Origin of the sequence: Streptomyces sp. NPDC032198 (assembly GCF_040636975.1) — a bacterium.
GTDB lineage: Bacteria > Actinomycetota > Actinomycetes > Streptomycetales > Streptomycetaceae > Streptomyces.
Window position 1 is genome coordinate 1 of record NZ_JBEZVL010000023.1, and the last position, 23539, is coordinate 23539.

At 66.8% G+C, this 23539-nt stretch carries 16 protein-coding genes and 1 pseudogene; 7 read left to right on the top strand and 10 right to left on the bottom strand.

The window, feature by feature from the left end; all coding sequences use genetic code 11:
* Nucleotides 1-333 precede the first annotated feature (333 nt).
* Both AB0E78_RS39975 and AB0E78_RS39980 read right to left on the bottom strand, forming a co-directional pair.
* Nucleotides 334-549, bottom strand: coding sequence for a hypothetical protein (locus AB0E78_RS39975; protein ID WP_361844054.1), 216 nt, complete (start codon nt 547-549; stop codon nt 334-336).
* A 37-nt stretch (nt 550-586) separates the two neighbouring features.
* Nucleotides 587-970, bottom strand: a complete 384-nt coding sequence (locus AB0E78_RS39980) for a hypothetical protein (RefSeq protein WP_361844057.1) — start codon at nt 968-970, stop codon at nt 587-589.
* A 148-nt stretch (nt 971-1118) separates the two neighbouring features.
* On the opposite strand from AB0E78_RS39980, the gene AB0E78_RS39985 reads away from it, so the two are divergent.
* Nucleotides 1119-1451, top strand: coding sequence for a helix-turn-helix domain-containing protein (locus tag AB0E78_RS39985; protein WP_361844059.1), 333 nt, complete (start codon nt 1119-1121; stop codon nt 1449-1451).
* Nucleotides 1420-2303 (top strand): annotated as a pseudogene (locus AB0E78_RS39990) (site-specific integrase); the annotation flags it as partial. The gene AB0E78_RS39985 and the pseudogene AB0E78_RS39990, both read left to right, overlap by 32 nt.
* A gap of 152 nt (nt 2304-2455) precedes the next feature.
* Here the strand turns inward: AB0E78_RS39990 and AB0E78_RS39995 are convergent.
* The 3 genes from AB0E78_RS39995 to AB0E78_RS40005 all read right to left on the bottom strand — a co-directional run bounded on the left by AB0E78_RS39995 (nt 2456) and on the right by AB0E78_RS40005 (nt 14041).
* Nucleotides 2456-2713, bottom strand: coding sequence for a MafI family immunity protein (locus AB0E78_RS39995; RefSeq protein ID WP_093853274.1), 258 nt, complete (start codon nt 2711-2713; stop codon nt 2456-2458).
* Between the two features lie 10 nt (nt 2714-2723).
* Entirely contained in the window at nt 2724-9641 is a 6918-nt protein-coding gene (locus AB0E78_RS40000) for a polymorphic toxin-type HINT domain-containing protein (protein WP_361844063.1), read from the bottom strand.
* Between the two features lie 125 nt (nt 9642-9766).
* A complete protein-coding gene (locus AB0E78_RS40005; protein WP_361844066.1) occupies nt 9767-14041 on the bottom strand; it encodes a LamG-like jellyroll fold domain-containing protein in 4275 nt (1424 codons plus the stop codon).
* A gap of 673 nt (nt 14042-14714) precedes the next feature.
* Here AB0E78_RS40005 and AB0E78_RS40010 point away from each other — a divergent pair.
* The 5 genes from AB0E78_RS40010 (at nt 14715) to AB0E78_RS40030 (ending at nt 19132) form a co-directional block, all read left to right on the top strand.
* A complete protein-coding gene (locus AB0E78_RS40010) occupies nt 14715-15116 on the top strand; it encodes a hypothetical protein (protein WP_361844068.1) in 402 nt (133 codons plus the stop codon).
* A complete protein-coding gene (locus AB0E78_RS40015) occupies nt 15113-17641 on the top strand; it encodes a Helicase associated domain protein (protein WP_361844070.1) in 2529 nt (842 codons plus the stop codon). Before AB0E78_RS40010 ends, AB0E78_RS40015 begins: the two co-directional genes overlap by 4 nt.
* Entirely contained in the window at nt 17641-17892 is a 252-nt protein-coding gene (locus AB0E78_RS40020; protein WP_361844072.1) for a hypothetical protein, read from the top strand. Before AB0E78_RS40015 ends, AB0E78_RS40020 begins: the two co-directional genes overlap by 1 nt.
* Nucleotides 17889-18080 carry a hypothetical protein gene (locus AB0E78_RS40025; RefSeq protein ID WP_361844075.1) on the top strand — a complete coding sequence of 64 codons (192 nt, stop codon included), beginning with the start codon at nt 17889-17891 and terminating at the stop codon, nt 18078-18080. Before AB0E78_RS40020 ends, AB0E78_RS40025 begins: the two co-directional genes overlap by 4 nt.
* Nucleotides 18081-18280: 200 nt before the next feature.
* Nucleotides 18281-19132: a hypothetical protein gene (locus AB0E78_RS40030; RefSeq protein WP_361844078.1), complete on the top strand. Its 852-nt coding sequence runs from the start codon at nt 18281-18283 to the stop codon at nt 19130-19132.
* Between the two features lie 72 nt (nt 19133-19204).
* On the opposite strand, the gene AB0E78_RS40035 is transcribed toward AB0E78_RS40030, so the two are convergent.
* The 5 genes from AB0E78_RS40035 to AB0E78_RS40055 all read right to left on the bottom strand — a co-directional run bounded on the left by AB0E78_RS40035 (nt 19205) and on the right by AB0E78_RS40055 (nt 22718).
* Entirely contained in the window at nt 19205-19777 is a 573-nt protein-coding gene (locus AB0E78_RS40035; protein ID WP_361844081.1) for a hypothetical protein, read from the bottom strand.
* Nucleotides 19778-19828: 51 nt separating this feature from the next.
* Nucleotides 19829-20059: a helix-turn-helix domain-containing protein gene (locus AB0E78_RS40040; RefSeq protein ID WP_361844225.1), complete on the bottom strand. Its 231-nt coding sequence runs from the start codon at nt 20057-20059 to the stop codon at nt 19829-19831.
* A 203-nt stretch (nt 20060-20262) separates the two neighbouring features.
* Nucleotides 20263-20895: a sigma-70 family RNA polymerase sigma factor gene (locus tag AB0E78_RS40045; RefSeq protein ID WP_361844085.1), complete on the bottom strand. Its 633-nt coding sequence runs from the start codon at nt 20893-20895 to the stop codon at nt 20263-20265.
* Nucleotides 20896-21314: 419 nt separating this feature from the next.
* On the bottom strand, nt 21315-21548 hold the full coding sequence (locus AB0E78_RS40050) for a hypothetical protein (protein WP_361844088.1): 234 nt from the start codon (nt 21546-21548) through the stop codon (nt 21315-21317).
* Between the two features lie 153 nt (nt 21549-21701).
* Complete coding sequence (locus AB0E78_RS40055; RefSeq protein WP_361844091.1) at nt 21702-22718, bottom strand: replication-relaxation family protein; 1017 nt, start codon at nt 22716-22718, stop codon at nt 21702-21704.
* Nucleotides 22719-23539: the final 821 nt, after the last annotated feature.

The following is a 23539-nucleotide window of genomic DNA, read 5'->3' on the forward strand; positions in this document are numbered from 1 at the left end:
GCTGGCCGAAACACATCTTCATAGCCGGAAGGGCCGTTGGGTGGGGGAGCACAGCGGACCCACTGGGCCGGAGCACAGCGGAGGCTCCCACTCCGGAGCGCTGGAGTGGGGCTGCGCCCCACGCTCACCCGCCTTGCTGCGCAAGGCGGGTGACACTCCGTCCACTGCGCTCCGGAGTGGGAGCCTCCGCTGTGCTCCGGCCCAGTGGGTCCGCTGTGCTCCCCCACCCAACGGCCCTTCCGGCTTCGCCTCCAGGACCGCCAAGGCCCGCTGAAGCGGGCCGGGCTGGCTACGGGGCAGCAGCAAAGAGGTGGGCCAGGGTGGCCTGAGGGGTCAGGATGCAGGGCGCTCCACCGGCTGCCAGTCCTCTACCGGCTTGGTCCTGAACATGCCCCGGTACACAAGCCGGGTGAGTACTACTGCACCGTCTCCGTACTCCTCCAACTCCTCGAACGCTTCAGCCTCCGAGTCGTACACGAACTTCTTCCCCTTCGCATTCCTGATGATCCACTCACGGTCAGCCGCAACACCGATGCCACCTGTCTGCATGTTCCCCACCCTATCGACTCTGAGGGCTGCACTTGCTTCACAATATTGCATGGATAGACTCTGGACTCGGGTAGCTCCAGCAATGGAGCTCTGAACTGTTGTTCGTGGAGTCAGACACCTTCGGCCGCTTCCTCTTCCTCTGCGGGCTCGGGAGACGTTGTCCGCGGGAGTCGGCGACCCGGAGTGCGTCGGAGAGGGCTTCGGTCAACCGGCGGGCCAGCCAGCGGTATTCGGTGGCCGACAGGATCTTCGCACCGGGGGCCGTGGTGTCTCGGGCGTACTCCAGCAGCTCCGCGCCCATGCCGAGTCGTACTGACTCGATGTTGTCGGCGAGGGTGGCGAGGTAGCCGCGGCCGTCGCTGCTGAGGTAGCAGGGTTTCCCCTCGGCGGTGGCCCACGGCAGCAGGCGCGGCCCCTGCATAGCGGGACCGTCTGGCCACGGTGTCGCATGCTCAGCCATCTTGGTGCCCTCTCCTCGACGCGATCCGGGGTTGCTGATCAGCGTCTCGCTGGCATGGACCTTGCGGAGGAGCCAGCGTGTCTGCCTTGCTGTCTGCCAAGCTGGACTGGTGCGGGAGACGGTCGGGGAACTGGTCAGGCGGCTGCGCCTGGCGCGCGGTTGGAGTCAGCGGCGGCTCGCCGAGGCGCTGGCCGAGGCTGCTCCTGGGCGCGTTCCGCCGACGCGAAATGACGTGTCCCGTTGGGAGATCGGGACGCGGTCTCCGCGGGAGTGGCTGCCCTTCCTCGCGCAGGTGCTTCAGGTGCCGCGCGAAATGCTGGAAATGGCCAAAGCCGCCTCGCCTGTCGAGCCGGCACCGCCGGTGCGGTCCGTCGCCGACTTCCTGCCCGAGGGCGACCCGCTGGCCCCGCTGCACCCGCGGCCTCGACACCGCTCGCGATGAGCCCCTCTGCTGTGCCGCCGGAAAGTGCTGTTCCAAGCGGCTCTCGCCCCTGACCCTGGCCTACGTGCACTCTGTCCTCAAGTCCGCCCTGGAGCACGCCGTGCGTGAGGAGGAGATCCCGCGCAACGTCGCCCGCAACGTCCGCACGGGCACACTCGCCCCCGCCGCTTCGAACCCCTCACCGCCGAAGAAGCACGTAAATTCCTGGCCGCCGCCGACGGTCACCGGTTGCAGCCGCTGTTCGAACTCGCTCTGCACACCGGGCTCCGCAAGGGCGAACTCCTCGGCCTGCGCTGGGAAGACCTCGACCTGGCCGGCAGAACCGCCAACATCCGACGCACCCTCCAGCGCACCAACTCCGGCGGCCTGACAGCCCTCCCGACCAAGACCAAGAGCTCCGAACGACGCATCGCCCTGCCAACGCCGTGCCTGCGCTCGCTAGAACAGCACCGCAAGCAACAGCTCCAGGAACGCGAGGAGGCAGGGACAAGCTGGAAGGACAGCGGCTACGTCTTCACCCGTTTCGACGGCGCCCCGATCGAAGGGTCCACCCTCACCCGGCACTCCAACACCCTGCTCCGCCAGGTGAGCCTCCGCCGCATCCGGTTCCACGACCTCCGCCACTCGGCAGCCACCCTCCTCCTGGAGCAGGGAGTGGAACTCGTCGTAATCAAGGAGCTGTTGGGCCACGCCCATATCGGCGTTACCGCCACCGTGTACGCCCACGTCCGGCTCCGCCTCCAGCGCGACGCCATCGACCTCCTAGGCCACGCCCTCCGCAACCCCACCGAGATCACCGGCAAGCCCGACGACGGCGACGAACCACCCCTCTTCGGAGCCGCCGTCCGCTGACGTTGCCGTCAACTACTGCCGTCACCCCACGCAGAAGCCCCGCCAGGACGCACCTGGCGGGGCTTCAGATTTGCGGTCGCTCACTCCGATCCGGTCCGCATCAGACGATCACGACGCACCCCAATTCGAAGCGGCGACGGGAGCCCACTCGCTTATCCCGTAACCAGCTCACGCATTCGCGCGATTAGATCACGAGATCCGAGGTCTGCCGACAGCCGAACAAGCCGCCCGTAATACTCCTCACTGATCGACAACTCGTCCTCGTAAATCCATGAGCACATTGTGTCGAAAGCTAGGGCGAACTCTCCGGCCACCAGAAGGTCGCGCACGTCAACTGCGACTGAAGGTGCAGTGATGGGAGATTCCTCTAGCAGTTCTTCGATCTTGGCGGCGTACTCTACGGCTTCCACTGCACCTCCATCAGGGTCGATACGGGAAGCCGGTCACGATTCGGTCTGTTGCAGGTTCATAGATGACCCTGATGTTCACGCCGTCCACTACTCCTTCAACCTTCCACCGCGACGGATCCCCGTTCCTCGTATACAGAGCTCCAGCTCGGCCTGTCTGCTGCGTCCTGACGCTGTTCGGACTGGTCGCCACATCGATAGTGGTGTCGAGGATCTTGTCGGTGTCCCAGCCGCGCGGGAACACGGTCTTCCCAGGCTGTCCCGGCCACTTATGGCCACCACCCTTTCTGTCACCGTGAATGATATGAAACTGCTCTTGCCCACCAATCAAGTCGCGTCCGGCGCCGCCGCAATTGCTGTTGTGAACGAGGACCGGCGTCTGCCCAGCGAGTACATAGTACGTGTGCACGCCTTCGATGGTGAGGTTGTATGTGCGCTTGTGTTCCTTGTGATGACGGACCGACTTGACCTTGACCGACTTGCCCTCGTCAGTGCGAAGGGTAATGCCGGATTCGAGGTCGCCGGCTTCGAGCCAGAGCTTCAACGAGGGAACCCAGAAGGGGTGCTCAGCGGTGGCTGTGAGGGATCCCGTTCCGTCTTTGGTGGCGATCGTCAGGTCAACAAAATCTCGGTCCTTGTCGGTGACGATCTTTTTTGTGACGTTGCGGGCTGTGGTCTTTCCCGTCTTCGGGTCAGTGGCAAGAACCTTGTCGCCTACTTCAATGTCCTTGATGTCCTTATGGCTCTTGTCTGCCATGAGAACTGAGGTGCCGGCGACAAAGCAGGTGCAACCGCCCGGGTTCCTCTGCCCCTTCGCACCCTTGGCCGCTCGAGCGCCAGCCACCATCATGATGAGTTCGGAACTGCGGTAGTACGACTGTCGAAAGCCGCATTTGCTGTCGCTCTCGCCTGGCGGGCACAACCAGGAAAGATCCTCCGAAGCTACCGCAGCGGGCTTCTTGTCGCTCCCGTAGTTGGGGTTGGTGCCCATGGCCCAGATGTCGGGATCGGCTGTCGGGGCGCGCTTGGGCTCGGGCTTTCGGATCTTGGATACGCCGCTGTTGGCGAAGCTGTAGCCGGACTTGGTGTTGTAGTGGAGCCAGCTTGTGGCGCTGTAGCGGTAGCTGCTGGACGTCCAGGACGAGCTTCTGCTGGCGGACCAGCCCCAGGACCAGGAGCCGCTGCTGGTGTAGGTCCAGGTTTCCCACTTGGGCTTCTTCTTGCTGCCTACGTTGCAGGCGCCTCCGTGGTCGCACGCTCCCATGGGGCGCAGGCCGTCGGGGTCGGAGAGCGTGGCGGGGTTGTTGTTGCCGTAGGTGTAGCCCTGCATCTGCTGGGGGTCGGCCGGGTCCATGAGCGGGTCGACGGAGATGAACCGGCCGGTGTCCGGGTCGTATTCGCGGGCGCCGAGGTGGGTGAGGCCTGTGGCTTTGGTGTCGTCGGTGCCGCCTACGAATCCCTTGGTGCCCGGCCAGTCCTTGGGGGCTTCGCCTCGCGGGCCGCCGAAGGGAAGGGTGCGCTTCTGGCTGAGGGCCAGGTCGGCTGCGTTGATGGCGAGTTGGCCGGTGCCGTGGTGATCGGCGAGGGTGAAGTCGAAGGTGCCGTCGTCGTTGCGGATGGCCTGGTGGCTGCCGCCGAGTGTGATGTAGCGGGTGGCCTTGGCCTTGGTCGCGCCCTTGGTGAGGGTGAGCTCGGTGTGGCCGAGGTAGAGGGTGGTGTCGGTGTCGGTGCGGCCGATGAGGCGGTTGCCTTCGGCGTCGTATACGTACTCGGTGACCTTGTCGGCCTCGGTGACCTTGGCCAGGTGCCCTTCGGCATCCCAGGTCAGCTTCTGGCCGTCGCCGCTCACCTTGCGGGTCTTGGTGTTGCCGACGTTGTCGTACTCGAATTCCGACTTGCTGGTACCGGTCGGGCCTGAGGTGGTGACGTCGGTCAGGGTGTGGGCCTTGGGTGTGCCCGCCGGGGGGTAGGTGTAGTCGCGTTTGATGTTCTTGGTGCTGTCGCCGGCCGGGTCGTGCTGGGTTTCGGTTTTCCGGTTGCCGACCTTGTCGTAGGAGAAGGAGTGCCAGTACGGGGCGGGGCCGCCGACCTTGTCCGCTGCGGGGCTCGGGGCGCAGGTCGCCGTCTTCTCGGTCCATGCTTCGGTCAGCCGGGCCAGGTAGTCGTAGTTGAAGCACTGGTTGTCGGTGCCGGTGCGGGAGACGTCGGCCATCGAGCGGACGTTGCCGGACTCGTCGTAGCCGTAGGTGACGTGCCGGTCGACGCCGTTTTGGCCTTCACGGTCGACGCGGGAGGTGGCCAGGCGTTGGGTGCCCCACTCGTAGGTGTTGGTGACCTGGGTCTTCTTCGCCGCGTCGGTGAGCCCGAGCTGGTACTGCAGGGGCTTGCCGGTGTAGCTGTACTTGGTGCTGCTGGTCATGCCCTGTCCGTAGACGGATATGGGGCGCAGCGTCTGGTCTTCGTAGGTGTAGTTGAAGGAGCCGCCGGGCAGTGAGCCGGCCGCCGAGTAGCTGACCGCGGCGGTCAGGCCGGAGGGCTTGTAGGAGGTCCCGGTCTGGTAGGTCCCCTGGAGGCTGCCTTCGGAGGCGGGGATGACGACGGCGGTCTTGGTGGCGCGGTACAGCTGGTCGTAGTCGGTGATCTTGCTGGTGTAGGCCTGGCCGTCGGCATAGCGGGTGGACTCGGCCAGTTGGCCCTTGCCGCCGGTGACGGTGTCGTAGACCCACTTGGCGCGCAGTGTGCCGGTGGTGGAGCTTTCGCGTAGTTCGGTTTTGCGGCCGAGGTTGTCGTAGATGTTGACCAGGGTCACTTCGCGAGCGTCCGTGATGGTGGTCAGCTGGCCGCGGTCGTCATACTTGCTCTTGGCTGTGCCCTTGTCCGGGTCGGTGGTCTCGGTTTGCCGTCCCTGCTGGTCGTAGCTGTAGGTCCAGTCGTTGCCGGCCGGGTCGGTGACCTTCTCGAGCTCACCGCGCGGGGTGAAGCCGTAGGACGTGGTGTCGTAGTCCGCGCTCGCGCTGCGGGTGTGGTGCTGGCGCAGCTCGGTTGTCTTGCCCCGAGCGTCGGTGAGCGTGGTGGTGGCCGTGCCGCCTGCAGGCGGGATCACGGTGGTGCGGTCGCCGCCGTAGGTGGTTGTGGTGGTGTTGAGGACCTTGCCGCCGTCGCCGTTTCCAGCGAGTTGCCGGTTCTCGGTCTCCCGCCCCAGTCCGTCGTAGGTAGTGCGGGTCTGGGTTTCCACCGCCAGGGCGTCGATGGGCTTGAAGAGGGAGGTGGTGGGGGCTTTGGTGGCGTAGTAGGGGGCGAAAGTCTTCGCTGCTAGTCCGCGTTCGTCGTAGAAGACGTCGGTGAGGACGCGCCCGCCCTCGGGGCCGGGGGCCTGGGTCTGGCGTTCGCGCAGGAAGCCGTCGTACAGGGCGTACGAGGTGATCTGGCCGCCGCTGTTGTCGAGTGTCTTGGTGGCGACCGTAGCGGGCTGTCCTTCTGCGACGGTGTATGCGAATTCGTAGCTGGGGGTTGAGCTGCTCTTGCGGTCGGCGAGCCACACCTTGGCCGAGCGCCCGAGAGCGTCGTGCGCGTATTGGGTGATGTTGCCGTTGGTGTCGGTCTGCTTGACCGGGAGGCCGCTGACGGGATCGAGATCCGTTGTCGTGGTCTGGGTCGTAGCTGGGTCCAGCAGAGTGGCCGGCGGTGTGGTGACCTTGGTTTGCGTCGGCCGGCCTGTAGCGGGGGTGTAGGACGTCGTAGTGGTGCGGCCGTCCTTGCGTTCGGTGCGCGTGGGCGCCTGGTCGCCGTCTGCCACGAGATTCGCGGTCAGGTCGGTCTTGGTCAGTTCGCGCCCGTAGCCGTCGTAGGTGGCACCGGCCTCGAGGTAGGAGGCTTTGGCACCGTCGTGGCTCTTCAAGGACGCTGTCGCTGTCGCGTCGCCCTTGGTCGGGGCTGCACCGTAGGTGCCGCCGTCGTAGGCGGTACGGGTGTCGGAGATGACGTCCTTGGACCGGTCAACGGTCGCGTCGCACGCCTTGGCGACGGTCTCCACCCGGGAGGGGAGGTTCAGGATGTTGTCGTCGGCATTGGTGGCGTAGGTGGTGCGGGTGCACTGGTTGTCGTCCGCGGTCGCGCTGTCTCCGCGGTCGTCAACCTCTTTGGCCCGCCCGGCGACGGTGTCCAGGGTGGTGGTGCTGGACGTGGTGCGCCATTTGCTGCCGGCACCGTTGTCGAGCGACGTCCACTCCTTGGTGTACGTGGTGCCGGTGAGGTTGGCTGTGACGGTTCCCCAGTCACGTACCTTCTTCGCGGTCTCGTGATGCCAGGGGCGGTTCACGGACTTGTTCAGGACCTTGCCGTCAGGCTTGTCGAAGCTCAGGGACTTGTACTCGAAGCCCGCCGCCGACCCGTGGTCGGTGATTGCCTCGCCCTCGTCCTCTCCCAGCGTGACGCTGACGGACTTGGTGCCCCCGGTGGTGTCCTTGCGGTCGCCGTCCATGCCGCGCAGGAAGTAGTGCTCGTCCTGCGATTTCATGGCATCTGCGCCGCCTTGGCCTCCGGTCTGGACCCGGACGTGGCCATAGCCGCGCCACTGGGACCACGTCTTGTGCTTTTCCTTGGTCAGACCGTCGTCGTCGTCGAAGTGCCAGGCCGCGTCGCCCAGGTACTCGTATTTGGTGACCTGGTCGGGTGCCCCGCCCGTGCGGTCGGTGGAGGTGACGGATGTGGTGACGTACTTGTTGAACCAGTGCCGTTCGGGGCCGGTGGTGCTGTCGCCTCCGATGTACTGGGGGAAGCAGCGTGTGGTGTTCGTGTGCGGCGTGGGCAGTTTGTCGAAGTCGCAGACGGCGGCGGAGTAGTTGGCGCTGACCTGGCCGCCGTACTCATCTGCCACGTCCGAGAGACGTGCCTTGATGAAGGGTGCGACGCCGTCGCCGGTCTTGTCGAGCCGGTTGGCGAGTTGTTCGTAGTCGAAGGTGGTCTTGGGCAGCGTGATAGCCGGGGAGGCGGAGTGGCCCGTGTGCTGGATGCTCTTGAGCAGCAGCTGGTAGTCGGTGTCGGCCATGCCCCAGTCGTGGGCGAGCTTCCAGGAGTCGACCTTGCCGTAGGTGCCGTCGGCTTTGAGGACCTGTGTGGTGACGTCGGTCAGGCGCTTGCGGGTCCAGAACGACGGCGCCAGACGGCCGTTGTCGCACTTGGTTCCGGCCTTGCAGTTCAGGTCCCAGGGAGTGTCGTACCAGTAGAAGGACTTGGTATCGATGGTGTCCGCGGCGCAGGTTACCCCGTCCTGGGGCAGGCAGCGTTCGGCGTTGTCGAAGACGACCTGGGCCTGGGGCTTGCTGAACATGGCGGAGGACTTCAGGCCGTAGTCGATCCGCTTGAGGTAGCCGCCCCGGGTGTAGGGGGTGTCGCTGTCTTCTTTGAGATTGCGGCCGTAGGAGTTGGTCTCCTTGGCGTAGTGGTAGGAGAGCGCGTTGCCGTGCGGATCGACGACGTAGTCAAGGTTCCAGCGCCAGGCCTGCTGGCACCACGAATCGGCGAATGCGTCCTTGTGGCAGGGCTCGTCCGCGTTGTTGCCGAAGACGGGCGCGTTCCAGGTGGAGTCGGTGGTGTCTTTGCCCTCCGTCCAACCGGGCAGGCGGTTGTAGCCGAAGTAGTAGCGGGTGCCATCCGGTGTGGTGACGCGCCAGTACTCGCCGTCGTTGTCCCCGTTGCCGCGGTCCGCCGACGCCATCCGGACGATGCGGGTGCCATCGTCCTGCTTCAGCTTGAACTCTTCGGTCTTGGGGTCCTTGTCAGGGTCACCGGGCACACGGACGAGTTCACCGCCCTTGCCGTTGAAGGTGAGGGTGGCGTTGTCGTAGGCCCAGCACTGGTCGCCGGGCTTGTTGCCGTCGGCGTTCTTCGCGCCGTCGTCGGAACAGGACTTGTAGCGGCGCTCGATGGAGCCGGGCCACAGGTCGAATCCGTCACCCACCCAGGATCCCTGGTTGTTCGTCCCGCCGGTGCGGCCGTCGATGGAACCGGAGGAGTAGGACAGGCCCACGCTCGGACTCAGTGATCCGGGGACCTCGGGCACTGGCATTTCGTACGACCAGGAGAAGTCGCCGGTATTGAGGTCCGTGCTCCAGGCCGAGGAAGCCGACAGTGCGGTTGCCTTGTAGTCGCCCTTGTCCCCTCCTGTGTCCGCAGCGGCTGCCAGGACCGTCGGGCCCTTGGAGCTGAGTGATACGGCGTTCGCCGTCAGGGTGCGCTTTTCGGTGTTGTTCTCGACCGGGATCGGCTCAGCCGTACGGCAGGCCTTCTTGCCCGGCGTGGTGACGGCGCAAGCAGGCAGTTCGACCAGACGCAGCCGGGAGGCGTAGCTGCCGCCGAAGGCCTCGGCGAACTTGGCGTAGTCGACGGTGACCGCTACCCGGCCCGCGTCGTCTGCCGCCTTTGCGTCCGTCGTTCGGGGCTCGGCTTGCGCTTTGGGGGTGAGGGTGAACAGCAGGCCCTTCACTCCGGCACGTTCAGCCTGCTTGCCCTCGAGCAGCCGGGTCTCGACGCTTCGCGGCTCAGCATCAGTTCGGGCTTTGGTCTTACTGGCGGCGGCCTTCGCCGGAGCGAGGGCCACTGGCAGGTCCTTGGCCTCGACGAATTCTCTGGCGTCCTTCGCTGATGCCTTGGGCAGCGCAACGGTGGCCGCGCCGCTCTTAGGCCAGGTCTTCCTGAGCTGCTGGCTTGGCGTTCGGGGCCTGTTGTAGAGGGGGCGCGGTTTGGCTTTGTTGCCGTTCTTGCCGGCTACGGGCTTCTCGGATTTGGGAAGACCGGGCAGGTTAGTGCCTTCGGCAACCGCCGTCGGTATGGCAACGGCCTGCAGCACGGTGCCGACCATCACCGCCGACAGAGCCAGAGCAAGCCGCCGTCTGAACGTGGGGCGAGCAAGTCGTTCGGATTTAGGTTTCATGCGCGATATGTCCATCACTGCCGGGCGCCGTGTGTGTTCGTGGCATCACACGGCGCGGAACGTGAGAAGAGGAAGAGCCAGGTGTGGGTGGGGTGCGCGCGGCCGCGCGCACCCCTGGCGCCGAGTCAGCTTCCGGCGGGTACGTCGGTTGGGATGTCGAACCAGGAGCCGGCCAGCTCGCTGACCTGGCTGTCGTTGAGCGCTCCCTGGAAGGCCCACACATCGTCCACGGCGCCGGCAAAGTAGCTGCCTGCGGCGTCACCCCTGGCCCTGCCGACCTGCAGGGCCATAGGCGCCTTGAAGCTCAGGACGTTGTCCGCCCAGGCGATGAGGTCCTGGCAGGCCGCGTCGTCCGCGTCACCGTTGCCATCCGCATCCCCGCAGGCGACCTCCTGCAGGACGCCGTTGACGTAGAGGCGGGCTTCCTTCGCGAAGCCGTCATAGACCACCGCAAGGTGATTCCATTCGCGCGCGTCGTAGAACTCCGTATTGCTCACCACGGTGACCGGCGAGTCGGCGCTGTCCTTGGCAGGGAGCGTCAGTTCCCAGCGGCCCAGGCCTTCAGGGTCCTTGGGGTCAGGTTGGAATCGGACCGTGAAGCCGCTTCGCTGCAAACCTGTTCCGCTGACCAAGGCCACACCGTGGTCCGGGATCGCTGCGGCCTGAGCCCAGGCGGTGACAGTGAAGCTGGCACTTGTGTCGATAGGCGACAGCACGGTGCCCGCGTACGCGTCTGTTCCGTTCAGCTCCAGCCCGCTGTTGTCGATCATTCCTGATCCGAGCTTTGCGCCGCCGCTCAGATTCATCGGACGCTTCACAGCCGAGAGGTCCGGTGTGGTGGAGCCGGTGGCGTCGGTCGCTTCGAAGTTCCAGCGTCCCTTGACCAGCGGCCGCTGCTTGAACATCTGCTGCACCTCCTCCGCCGACACCGGTCGGTCCAGCAGGCGCACATCATCAATGGTGCCCGGGAAGTGGTTCTCGACCTGGCCGCTGTAGCTGCCCGCCCCGAGGTACATGGACTGGTCGGCGTAGAAAGCCCCGGCCAGTGGGACCGAGCCGGCTTTGGCTCCGTTGACGTACAGCGTGAGGGTATTGGCGACGGTGTCGTGCACGCCCACTAGCTGGGCCCACTCCCCCACGTAGGCGCTGTCGCCCTCGGGCTGCATGGCACGGATCGGGGTGGCATCGGCGGCATCAGCCGAGTACTGGTTGACCGCCCACCGGTTATAGGTGGAGGAGTAGTACAGCTCGAAGCCGGGGCGTTCCTTGCCTGCCTGCGCGGTGATGATCGCTGGGCCGTCCGGTTTCTTGTCGAGCTTGGCCCAGGCAGAGACGGTGAAGCTGCGAGATGTGTTCACGTGCGGGCCGTTGGTCTGGCCGATCTTCGCGTAGGCGTCAGTGCCGTTGAACGTGGCGGCCTTACCCGCGATACCGGGGACGCCGGTGGTGACACCGCCGTTGTACTTGGCTGGCAGCACGCCGCCATGTCCGGCGATCTCCTTTGCATCGGCTGCTTCGTCGAGGTCGAAGATGGCCAATGCGGGGCGGCCAGGGTCGCCGACCGTCTGCTGGGCGTGCAGCTTGTCGATCTCGTCCTGCGCCAGCGGCTTGTCGAACAACTGCACATTGTCGACCGCGCCGGGGAAGAACGCCGAGGGCGCACCGTTGTAGGAGGCGGCTCCCAGCTGCAGGCCGCGGCGTGCCTCCCACGGGCTGTCATAGGCGGTCTTGCCGACCAGCTTGCCGTCGACGAACAGTTCCAATACGTCGCGGACGGAATCGTAAGACCCGGCCAGATGCGTCCACTTGTCCGGCGCAACACCGCCGGGCTGATCCGCCATCGCGCGGGCGATCCCCGCATCCGCGGTATCGGTTTTGTACTGGTTGAACGCCCAGCGGTCATACGTCTTGGAGTAGTAGAGCTCGAAGCCCGGCGAGTGGTTGCCCGGCTGGGTGGCGATGACCGCCGCCCCCTCGGGCACCTTGGACAGTTTCACCCACGCCGAGACCGCGAAGCCACCACTGGTGTTGACCACCGGGATGTCGGTGGAGGCGTAACCGTCGGTTCCGTTGAGGGAGAGGGCTGTGCCCTGCGCCCCGGCTGCTCCCAGGGTTGCCCCGCCGTGCAGTTGCGCAGCGCGCGGGGGTGTGGAGCCCTTGGATTCACCGGTGCCTTCCGCCTCGTCCAGTTGCCAGGTCGCCCGGTCCGGCTGGCCGGCCTTGACCCGGTACTGGTAGGTGCGGATCTCACTCCCGTTGCCCGCAGTATCGAAGGCCTGGGCCGTGAAGAAGTTCAGCCCCGGCTTGGCGGGAAGTACTTTCGCGCTCTTCGCGGCACCACCGGATGTGGTGATCTTGTTCTTCGAGCTGGGGTCGGTGTTGATGCCATACCGGTAGGACGTCACATCGCTGTCGGCAGCCTTCAGGTCGAAGGAGCCGTACTTGCCAACGCCGTCATACCAAGGATCATTCGGGTCCTCCGAGTCGGAAGCCGGGTATTCGCCCGAGGACACCGCTGGCGCCTTGGGGACCTTGGTGTCGTAGACGAAGTAGCAGGCGGTCGGGTCGCCCGCGTACGACCAGGGCGAGTACTGCGCCCCGTCGTAGACGCGTGCGTACCAGTTGACCTGCTTGTTTACCGGGATCTTCGATGAGGGCAGGCTGATCGTGTAGTCAGAGCCGGACTTCTTCGACGTAGTGCGCTCTGGCTTCCAGCTGCCGCCGTCCCACTTAGCCTGGAACTGCACCGAGACGCTGTCGCCGTCCGGGTCCTTCACATTGTTGGCGTGGATCTTTCCCAGGGTGCGGACGCGTGCAGCGTCATCGGACCGCTTGCAGGTGCCGCCGTACTCCATCGTCAGCTGCGACATCTTCAGCTGAGAGGGCGGACGGTTGTACTTCACCCGCAGGAACGCCTTGTCCGAGAACCGCTTCCAGCCGTACTTGTCGGCCTCGCTGTCCGCGCGCAGACCGAACGTCATTGTCGAATCCCGGCCGTCGGCCGCAGACTGCACGGCGGATTTCACCGAGAACTCGGCGTCCTTGGACGCGCAGCCCGGGTAGCCGTAGGCGAAGGACTTCGTCGACAGTTTCTTGTCCCAGAATCCGGAAGCGTTCTGCGAGTTCCAGGTTGTCGCGGACGTGATGCCCTTGGTCTGCCACAGCTCCACGCTGCGGTCCGAGCAGGAAGCCGACCAGGTGTTGCGGACCACGAACTCGGCCGACAGGATCGTCTTACCTGCGAACTTGGACACCGGGATGCGGTAGAAGAGCCGCTTGGTGTCGTTGGGCTGGCAGTAGTCCCAGTTGCAGTAGCCCATGCCCGCGTCGTGATCACCGTTGAACTTCCACTGCGGCGAGGAATCCCAGTACTTCGACGCCATCGTCCAGGCCGAGGCACGCGGCGAGTACCACTGCGGATCGATGAACACTGGATAGGTGGTGCCCTTGCCCTTCAGTACCTCCGCATCCGGGGTCAGCACCAGCTCCTTGCCGCCGGCGGGGACATCCACCCCCACCGGTGCGAGCTTGCCGGACTCACCCGCCGCGGGCTCCTCCCCAGACTGCGACGCTGCTCCGCCGTCATGCGATGCGACACCCCTGGATGACGCGGACCTGGTGGCCCGCACACTGTCCGTGCCGGGGCTGGAGTCCCACATCATCGGCTTCGGCGCCTCAAACACCGCGCCCTTGGCACCCTTGTCCAGTGCCTGGAGCTCGCCCTGGGCGGTCTCCTTCACCTCCATGCCATCCGCGGCCAGCTTCAGCCGCAACTCCGCCAGGGCCGAACTTTCTGCGGCCCTGGCCGACTTCACCACCAGTAGCTGCGTGAACCCGTCCTCCTGGGCTCCCATCCGCAGATCCACGTCGGGAAGCACATCGGTATAGGTGGCCGTCTCCCCCTCCAGCCGCGGAGCGGGCAACTTGCCCGGCCACGACAGCGCCAGCTCACGGCCGGACTTCTCCATGCGCACCAGCGGCATATCCCCGCCACCGGAGAACTCCAGCCCCACCGTGGTCACCTTCGGCGCGACCGCGCCCTCGGCGGACTTGACCAGGTCGGTATTGACCGGCTTCCACGCGTCCCCCACCCGGGCGCGGACCGGGCGCAGGTACTCCCGCGCCTCGAGGTTCCCGTCGGCCGTGGCATACACATCGCTGCTCGCACTGCGCAGCGACGTCACCTCCACCGGCTTACCGGTGCGCTTGGCCTGTGCCAGGGCCGCCTCCGTGCTCGGCCTCTGCGCATCGGAACCCTCATCTGCGGACTTCGTCGCCGCGGATGCGACACGAGGGGCGCCCGTCGCGGTTGCCGCCGAAGCGAGTCCCACAACGATCGCCACGCTGACCAGACCCGCCAACGCTCCGGACCCACCACGCGAACGCACGTGCCTCCACATATCCCACCCCGGCCCATCACAAAGATGAAGATTGCCTGAACATGGCAACCAAGCGGCGACTGTATGTAGTCATCAAGTAAGAGATCTAGAAGGAGTACTTGGGGCGTACGGGATAAAGAGGCACTTCTCTCCTGTGGCGTTACTCACGGTTGCATTGAGGTCGGGAACAAGTTGATAACGGTCCTGCAGTCACGACCTGACGGCAGCTCAATGTCTCCCGCAGCGACAGCCGAGAAGCACCTGAGGGGCCGTCGCCTCTGGGCCCGGCCAGCAAGGCGTACGCGGTCGCGCCCGCAGCCGACTCCTCGCAATCGAACATCGAGGCAACGCTCCGCGACGTCTCCCCAAGATCCGGGCCAGGACCCCCGACTCGCCTACCCAGCCAGCAAGGCCGGCAACGCGGGCGCCACGGACGCAAGCGATCCCTGCAGCGAGCGTGTGGAGCACTCAGCCGCTGGCGCCGTCTGCCCGCGAACCAGCCCCTCGCCCTGGCCGGGAATGCAGACCGCAGTACCGACGCCCTGCGGGAGCACCGTCCCGGCTCCGCAAGGGCAGGATCGGTTACGGGCTATGTAAGTGACGGCTGTGTCCGTGCACCGGTCTGAGAAGACCGCGACGGCGCCAAGATCGGCTGGGTCCGGCACCAAGTCCACCGCAGCTCGGTGTCACGGACATGAAGCGGACGAACAATTCCGGGGCGGGGCTGAGCCCCACCAGTGCCCGGACCGTGTCCTGCCCCTCGTCGGGCACGCTGGGGACCGAGTGGGACAACACCTTCGTCCACGGAATCAAGCGCAAGGGTGCCCAGCCGGGTGTTCCCCTGGACTACAGCCGGTACCTCAGACTGCGCAGGCAGGGTTCTCAAAAGGGTGGCTTCGCCTATGTCTTTCCGGAGCTCAGCCGCATCAACTTCCGTCTCGCTTACACCGATCAGCAGCTTGCGAACCTGTCCATCACTACGGCCCGCACCCTCACCACGGAACACCAGGAGTACCGCGTCAGCGTCGACCTCACTGACGAGTCGAGCCTGGCCGACGCCCTGGAACTCGCCAAGCTCGCCTACAACGCCACATGAACCAACTCAGCCACCGCACCAACAGATGGGAAGCCGACGTGGATCTACGGCCGCACCAACGTGAAGCCGTCGACGTGGTTCTTCAGGAACTCGAGTTGCCTGCAGGGTTGCGTATTCCCGAGCGAGGGCTTCGCACGCAGGTGATCATGGCGACCGGGTCCGGGAAGACCCGGGTGGCGGTACGCAGTGCGGAGGAGCTCCACGCGGGCCGTGTGCTGGTGCTCGTGCCCTCGCTGGACCTGTTGGCGCAGACCGAAGCCGCCTGGTGGGAGGGCGGACGTCGGGGGCCGAGGATCGGAGTGTCGTCGCTGCGGGGCGAGGAAGCGTCCTTCCCCAACACCACGGACGTAGACGAGCTGGTGGAATGGACGCGGGGCCTGGAGAAGGTCACGGTGTACGCCACGTATGCCTCGCTCGGGTTGGGGACGCTGGAGCGGGCGCACGCTGCGGGTTTGGCGGCCTGGGACCTGATCGTCGTGGACGAAGCCCACAGGGTTTCCGGCCGGATCGGGAAGCCGTGGGCGGTCGTCCATGACAACCAGAAGATCCCCTCCCTGCGCCGTCTGTATATGACGGCCACGCCTCGGCTGTGGCAACTCGGGGACGAAGACGAGGCCGGCACACCGGGCGAGTTGGTCGCGAGCATGGACGACGACCCCGATGGGCCCTTTGGCAGCAGGGCGTTCACTTTGACGCTCTCGGAGGCCATCGACCGGGGAATCTGCGCCCCCTACCAGGTTGTCTGCGTGGACGTCACCGACACCGCGCTGCAGGCCGCGCAGCTCCTGGGCGCGGAGGGCCGCTCGGACCAGGTGCGCGGAGCGCGGCTTGCCGCTCTGCAGACCGCCCTGGTGAAGGCGTCTGCGGAGGAGAGGTTCCGCCGCACGCTGGTCTTCCACCACATGGTGAAGGAGGCCGAGGCGTTCGCGGCCGGCCTTCCCGACGTCGCCACGCAGCTGCACGCATCCGACCCCGAGCTGTACCCGACGACGATCTGGGCGGACTGGCTGTGCGGCGATCACAAGCCGCTCCACCGCCGCCGGCTGCTCGGGGAGTTCGCGGCCGGGATCGCCACGGACGGCACCGTCGTGGAGAAGTGCTTCTTGTGCTCGGTGAAGGTCTTGGGTGAGGGGGTCGATACCAAAAGATGTGACTCCGTGTACTGGGCAGATGTACGCGGGTCGATGCCGGATCTGGTCCAGGCGGTGGGGCGGGCGCTGCGGATGCAGCCGGGCGAGGGCAAGGTGGCAAGCCTGGTCGTGCCGGTGCTGCTCGGTCCCGGTGAGACGGCGGACAACATGCTCACGTCCCGGGCGTTCGGCGGGTTGGCCAAGCTGTTGGAGGCGCTGCGGGCACACGACGCCCGGATCGTGGAGACCCTCGCGGAGCAACAGGCACCGAGCCGCTACAAGAACGGCAGCGGGAAGAGCACGGGCGGGCGCGGTGAGGGCCCCGGGGGCGTCAGAGGCCCCGCCAAGGCTCTGCTGAAGTTCTCCACGCCCCGCGACCCGGCCGCGCTCGCCGCGTTCATCAACCTGCGCGTCCTCAACCCGGAGCACGAGCACTGGCGGCGTGGGGTGGAGGCGGCCGTCATCTACGCCCGTGTGCACGGCGATTTGAAGGTGCCGTTCACGTTCCGCGTGCCTGCCGTCGACGGCCAGGAGGCGGAAGCCGCGGGGTGGCCTGCCTCGCTCGCCTCCTTCCCGCTGGGGCAGTGGACCGCCGACGCCCGCCGCTTCTACGCCCGCGGCGACATGGACGAAGACCGCGTCGCCCAGCTGGAGAAGCTGGGCATGATCTGGTCCCACTTCGACGTCGCGTGGGAGGAGGGTCTGTCCGCCGCGCGCGGGTGGGCCGCCGAACACGGCCACCTCCTGGCCCCGCTGGACGCCACCTACCAGGGCGCGAAGGTCGGCATCTTCCTGAAGAACGCGCGGGCCGCCGCCCGGAAGGCGCAGGAGATCGAGCAGCGGCGTGCCGAGGGGCTGCCAGTTCAGTCGTCGGCCGGGGCCTTGTCGGACGAGCGGCGCGAGCAGCTGGAGGAGATCGACGCGTCCTGGTGCCCGTCGTGGCCGGTGATGTGGCAGCGGTGCTTCCACCTGGTCCGGATGCACCTGGACGCGGGCAAGGCGCTGCCCACCGCAGCGGGCGAAGTCCTGCGCCAGGGCGAGGATCTCGGACGGTGGGTCCAGTCGGTGCGGCTCGGGTGGGATCAGCTCACGACCGTGCAGCAGTGGATGTGCGAACAAGTCCTCGGGATCGAGCCCGCCAGCGAGGACGAGAAGCCCAAGCGCCGTACACAGGCCGACAAGTGGGCGCTGAACTACGAGGCCGCCCGCCAGTTCTACGAGCGTGAGGGGCACCTTCAGGTCCCGAGGAAGCACGTCGAGCGGATCGTCGGCGAGGACCAGGAGGAGCGGGAACACAAGCTGGGCGCCTGGATCGGGAACCAGCGCAGCCGGGCCGCGGCGCTGACGCGGGAGCGGATGGAGCAGCTGTCCGCGATCGGGATGCGGTGGTCGTGATGGGCGTCGTCGCCACCGCAGCCGCGGCGCTCGCCGCCGGCTACCTGCTCGGGCGACTGCGCCCGTGGCGGCGACTGGGCGACTGGGCGGCCGATCAGGTCCGCTTCACCGGGGCATGGGTCCGGGGCGGCGCCGCCCGCCAGGCCGTCGTCGTCCTGGTCCACGCCGTCACCGCGCCGCGCACCAGCTGGCGCATCATGCGCGCCCCCGGCCACCGAGACGCAGACGACGACAAGGGAGGCACCGCGTGAGCACCGAGCAGCACGACGCCGACGCGTACGGCCAGGAGCTGGCCCGCATCAGCACGAGGCCACGGCGGCGCGGCTCACGGTCTTCCAGGCCCTGGCCGCCGCCGGGATCCAACACGAGCAGGCCGACGACATCGTGGTTCGTCGGTGAAGGCTGGGCCCAGAAGAGGCGGCGGCGTGTCGCCGCTTAACAGGACACGCGGCCGCCTAGGGTGTGGCGTACGGGCTGGGACGGTCCGAAGGCTGGCAATCCGCCCGGGCGGAGCTGCAGGTGAGCCTCTGAGGGTGCGATGCCCGTGTCCCGCGCAAGCCCTGATGCACTTCTTCCTCGATGCCCTGTGCCCAGCGGCCGTATAGAGCCCGGGTGATCGGCCGCGGAAACGGGACCCTTGTGTCGCCTCACACCCAGGACCGCGCTCAGCGAAAGCTGCTCCTCGACCAACTGAACGCCGACTGTCGAGCCGTTGTGCGGGACAGCAGCGGGCGAATCTCGATCGACAACGCCGACAGTGCCGCGCAGCACGCCTTCCAGGCAGTTCTGGCCACGTTCCTGCTGACCACGCTGCGCGCCTCGCATCCGCTGGAGACGCCGATCGGCGCATCCATGTCGAGCACGAGCGCCTATGTCAATGTCGTCGTCTCCCACCCTGGCAGGCTCGACATCCACACCAACACGGCTTGCCGTGTCGCCTCGCGGATCCTCCCCCTGACCACCGAAGCCCACGGCCCGCACGGAATCCCGGGCCTCAGGCTTCAGGGCATCGGAGTGCGACGCCTGCGATTGGTGCACCTGCCCACCGGCGGGCGCCTCGACCTCATCGACTCGCGCTCCCCCGGCGGCAGCCGTCGCGACTTCGCCCAACGCTTCCGCGGTGATACGCGGTGGCACTGGAAGCCCGGCTATACGCATCTGTGGGACCGTGCCGATCTCCACCCGAGCGAGGCGCTTCTGGAGCAGCACTGGGCGCCTCGTCCGTGCATGCTCCTGCGCAGCGCTCTGATGGCCAGAGCAGCACTGCTGTGGGGCGAGTTGAACATTCGCCCGTGGTGGACCGAGCAAGCCCTCCGGGGCCTGCCAGAGTTGGCCTGGGACAGCTTCGCGGATGGGCCCGGCGCCCACGAGGTCGGGGCAGTCCTGACCGAGTCCCCTTCCAGGATCCCCGGCGCCCGCTACGAGCCGATCACCGATCGCTCCGGTCTGCTTTCCCTCGCCGGTGCCGCGCTCTGGCTGCGCGCTCGATAGGTGGCAGGCCGAGTTGCTCCTCCTCGAGGAGGAGCAACTCGGCGGTGGTGTTCGTTGCGTTGCGCGCCCGGCTCAGCGGCGCAAACGCGCGAGCCAGCCGGCGGACTTCTGGTTGAGGGGGTCCACTTCCCTGTGCGCCGGCTCTTGGCGCTCCCGTGTGCCAGGACCGGCGACGACCGCAGCGGCCTGCTGCTTGCAGCCGTCGCACAGCTGCGGGTGCGAGTCCTTCGAGGCGCCCCAGTCCTTCGGCTGTACCGCCTCCCAGCGGGCGTCGGTGAACTTCGCCCCGCATCCGGTACAGACAGGACGTCGGGCCTCGAGCTCGGCTGCCTGCTTCACCGCCTGCTCCTGGGCCGCCCGCCGTACCTGTGCCTGGTACTCCAGCTGACGGGCCCTGGTCTCTTCTGCCTCGCGGGCGTCGGCAGCGTCACGGGGCGGGTTGCCGATCGCCTCCAGGAGCGGCTCCATGTCGTCGCGGCCGAAGCGCAGGAACACGGGGCCGGCCGGTCCGTGCTCGCGGAGATTGCCCAGTCCGACAGCGACGATCTTCCCGTCGTAAAGATGGTGGCCGCCGCGCTGCCGCTCCCCCCCCGTCGCAGGATCGTGGTAGCCGACCACGATGGCTGGTGCTGCTGTGCGGACCATGTACGTCAACGACCGGCTTCCCGGGCGAACGGATCGCCCGGGAAGCCCAAGTCACGGGCGATCGGTGGACTCGATGCTCCCCATGTAGCTCTCGAGCAGGTACTCGTGGACTGCCTGCTCGGGAACCCGGAACGACCGCCCGACACGGATCGCGGGGAGATGACCGGAGTGGACCAAGCGGTAGACCGTCATCTTGGAGACCCGCATGACAGAGGCCACTTCCGCGACGGTCAGGAAGGCGACCTCGTTGAGCGGGCGCTCCCGATCACCCTCGCTTCGGATCCGCCGGGCTTCCCTCTCCTGGCTCTCGCGGTTCTCATCGGGCTGCTGGACCGGCGGCGGCGTTGACTCTGCCATCCAGTCGAGCAGCTGGTTCTTGCGCTGCGCCAGGTTCTGCTCATCGATGTCCACCACGGCTTCTGTCTGGTGCAGCATGTTCCCGATCAGGAGGTCGGTTTCGATGGCGCGGCTCTGCTCGTTGTCCGTCATTCCTGCTCCCCCTCTCCCTCTCGCAATGTGCCCGTCTCGACTGATTCCGCGTCCGAAAGCCCGACAGCCTCGCGCAGCGCTTGCCGGGCCTTGGCCACGTGTTTGCGCACTCCCGATGCCTGGATGCCCAAGATTTCCGCGATACGCAGCGCAGACTGCTGCTCAATGAAATAGAGCAGGGCAACTTCCCTGCGCCTGGGCGGAAGTTGGCGGAACACCTGCCAGCAGCGATCTAGATCTTCCCGGGCAAGGATCGCATCAGCCGGGTCGGGGCTGACGCGGGCGTACAGCCGTTCCACATCAGCCTGCAGTCGGCCCCCGAGGGTCTCCCGTCGGATGCCGTCGATCCACCTCCGTCGGCACACGCTGCGCAGCCAGTTGCGGCGCTCCTCCGCATCCAGGCTGTCGAGTGACTCGTTCCATTGCATAAAGGCGGCCATGAACGTCTGCTGCACGAGGTCATCAGCCGCGGCCTGGTCCCCGCCGGTCCGCACCATGGCATAGCGGGTCAAGCCGTTAGCCTCCCGCTCCCATAGAGCGGAGACCTGTTGCCCCTTCTCCTGACCTTGTTGCGTCACACCGGTTTCCCCCTGATCCGTTTCCAATGGCGCTCCGACGTGCACCTGCATGGCAGGCCCCCCTCGTCCCCGCTCCTGGACCACCACCGTGCCGCCAGGAGCCTGGCGTACCAATGCGATCAGGGTGGCCCTGCGCTGCCATTCCGCCAGGAACGCGGCAGCGCCCGCAAGAGCAGGGAGTAGACACAACGCCACCCACCACCTGGACTGCGCAAGGACAGGCCCCAGCAGGCTGGCCCCGTGCTCTACGAGAGTGTTCACATCACAGAGTCGAACGGCCCGCCCAAAGTGCTGCCTCCGATCCCAAGATTTTCTGGATCGAGACGCCAGCCTCGTAACCGAGGCCGATCACATCCGAACCGCCGGGCCGTTGCCGACCGCGTAAACCAGTCGAAGGTGGTAGGAGCTACCACCGCAGGTCAGAGGTCAGATGGCGGGCGATTACCCAAAGTGGGTAATCGCCCGCGCGGTTACCCGGAGCCGGTACGGAACTGCGAGAACCAACCGCCCTCAGCCCGCGGCTCGGGCACCACCTGGTCCAGCTCCTGGTGCTCCGGAGCGGCCTGGTCGGCCTGGCGTTCGGCGGTGAGGACCTGCTGCTTGCAGGCGTCGCACAGGTGCCGGTGAGTGTCCCGTGGGGCATCCCACCCGACGGGCTCCGTAGCATTCCACCGTTCGTCGGTGAACTTCGTACCGCAGTTCACGCAGAGGGGGCGGCGTGCTTCCCGCTCGGCCTGCTGCTGCTCGGCCGCACGACGCAGCTGCTCCTGGTGCTCGCGGTTGCGGGCCTCGTGCTCGGCCCGCCTTCGTGTGTCGGCTGTCTCGCGGCGGGGGTTGCCGATCGCTTCCAGGAGGGGCTACATGTGGTCGCGGCCGAAGCGGTGGAACGCTGGTCCGGCCGGGCCGTGCTCGCGCAGGTTGCGCATCCCTGTCGCGATGATCGGGATCTTGTGGCCGTAGAGGTGGTGGTCCTCGTGCCGCTCCCCTTGCCACAGAGGGCGGGTGAACTCTTGCAGGCGCGGGACAGTTCTGTTCGGGTCGCGGGCGCCAAGGTGGTTGAACACCAGCAGAACGGGCGGATGCGGCCTATCGCCGTATCGGCCCTCAGGGACGGTCCAGCGCGTACGCCACATCGGGCGCTCCGTGCCGTCGGTGTCCTTCACCTTCCGCCGGAAGAAGCGGGCGTACTTCTCCAGCTTGGCGGCGAGCTCCTCTGCGGTCTCGTGGCAGTTGTCGACCTCGATGAACAGCAGCGGCACCCCGTCCTGCGGGGCGGTGAGCACGATGTCGGCCTGAGCGCCGCCCTTACCGGGCGCGTTCCAGGAGCCGGTGGCGGGCAGCGGCACCTCGGTCCAGTACGAGGCGATGGAGCCGATGCCATCGGGTGCGTCGACGGCAGCCTGGGCGGCCGCCTGGACTTCGGGCGGGTCCTCGGTGAGCTTGGCGAGGTTCGGCTTCGGTCGCAGCATCGCGATCACGGTCTCGTTGACGGCCATGGGATGCGAGGCGCCGCTGGAGCCCGCACCGCGGGCGGTGGAGCCCATCTCCGTCACCGGGCGCCGCAGTTCGTAGGAGGCGGCTTGAAGGCCCTTGGGGGTCAGGTTTCGCAGCCTCTCCCCCGTCGTAGTGGAGCCGCCGTTCTCGGACAGGCCGTGCTTACGCATGTCGGAGAGCGCACCGGTGTGCGAGGCGTTGCGTGCGGTCTTCCGCTCGAACGGGGTCTTCTTGTCGGTGTGCCTAAAGCTCAGGTGTGGCGCGCCGATCCGCTGGATCTGATCAGCGGTTGCCACCTTCAACGCTCCCAGCACGCGCAGCACATCGCCGCGGTGATTGTTCGTCGATCCCGCCGGGTTGGTCTTACGCTTCCCCGCCATCAGCCCCGTCCCTCCACATGCCGCGCAAGGCCACCGGCCGGGCGCCGGCCTGCGGCAGCAGAAGGCACCGGGCCCCCGAACCCGATGCTCTCCTCCTCCACTGACATCCCCACCAAGTACAAGAGGAGAGAAGAGGGTTGTGACGACGCGGCAGGCGCCCGAGTCTGCGGTGTGGCCAGGGCGTTTTCCCTCTCTCCTGATGTCCGGCACCAAAGGGGGTTCCCAAGTGACGTCCGAAGTGAGCGCCGTAGGGGCGCGCTTCGGACGCCACAGTGCTGGTCGGCCTCATGGTCGGGACGTGCATGCCGGGGGCCGGCTGCTGGTCGGTGTGCCGTCATCGCCGTATCTCTTTCGCGTCGGACCGACCCGGCCGGGTCGGCGATTGAGCCAGCAGCGTGTACGCCCCCCCCCTTGACCGCGGTCTGACGGCGGCCGGTAGCGAACCTGGTCTAGGAGAAACGCGGCCTCACACGGGCGGTTGCAGAGCTGGACAAGGGGGGTCAGAGTCGGGCTTGTGGCCGGACCGACCACGGTGGACAAGGGGCGCTTCCCTGCATGCCCGGCCCATCGCTTCTGGCTCGCCACGCCCCGGACTCAGGGAAGAAGGACCTCTCCCTGCAAGGTGGAAGAGGTGTCAGCAGACGTCAACCGCCCCTGGCCAGCACAAAGGCCTCCGATTGCCCAACCACGCTGGTACTTACGTCGGTACCCACCCTGGGACGCACGCCGGTACCGGCACCGTCAGCCCAACATCGACCCCACCAAGGGTGGTGAAGTACGGGTGTCGGCGGGACCCGATGGTCGACTCCCACCACAGAGCC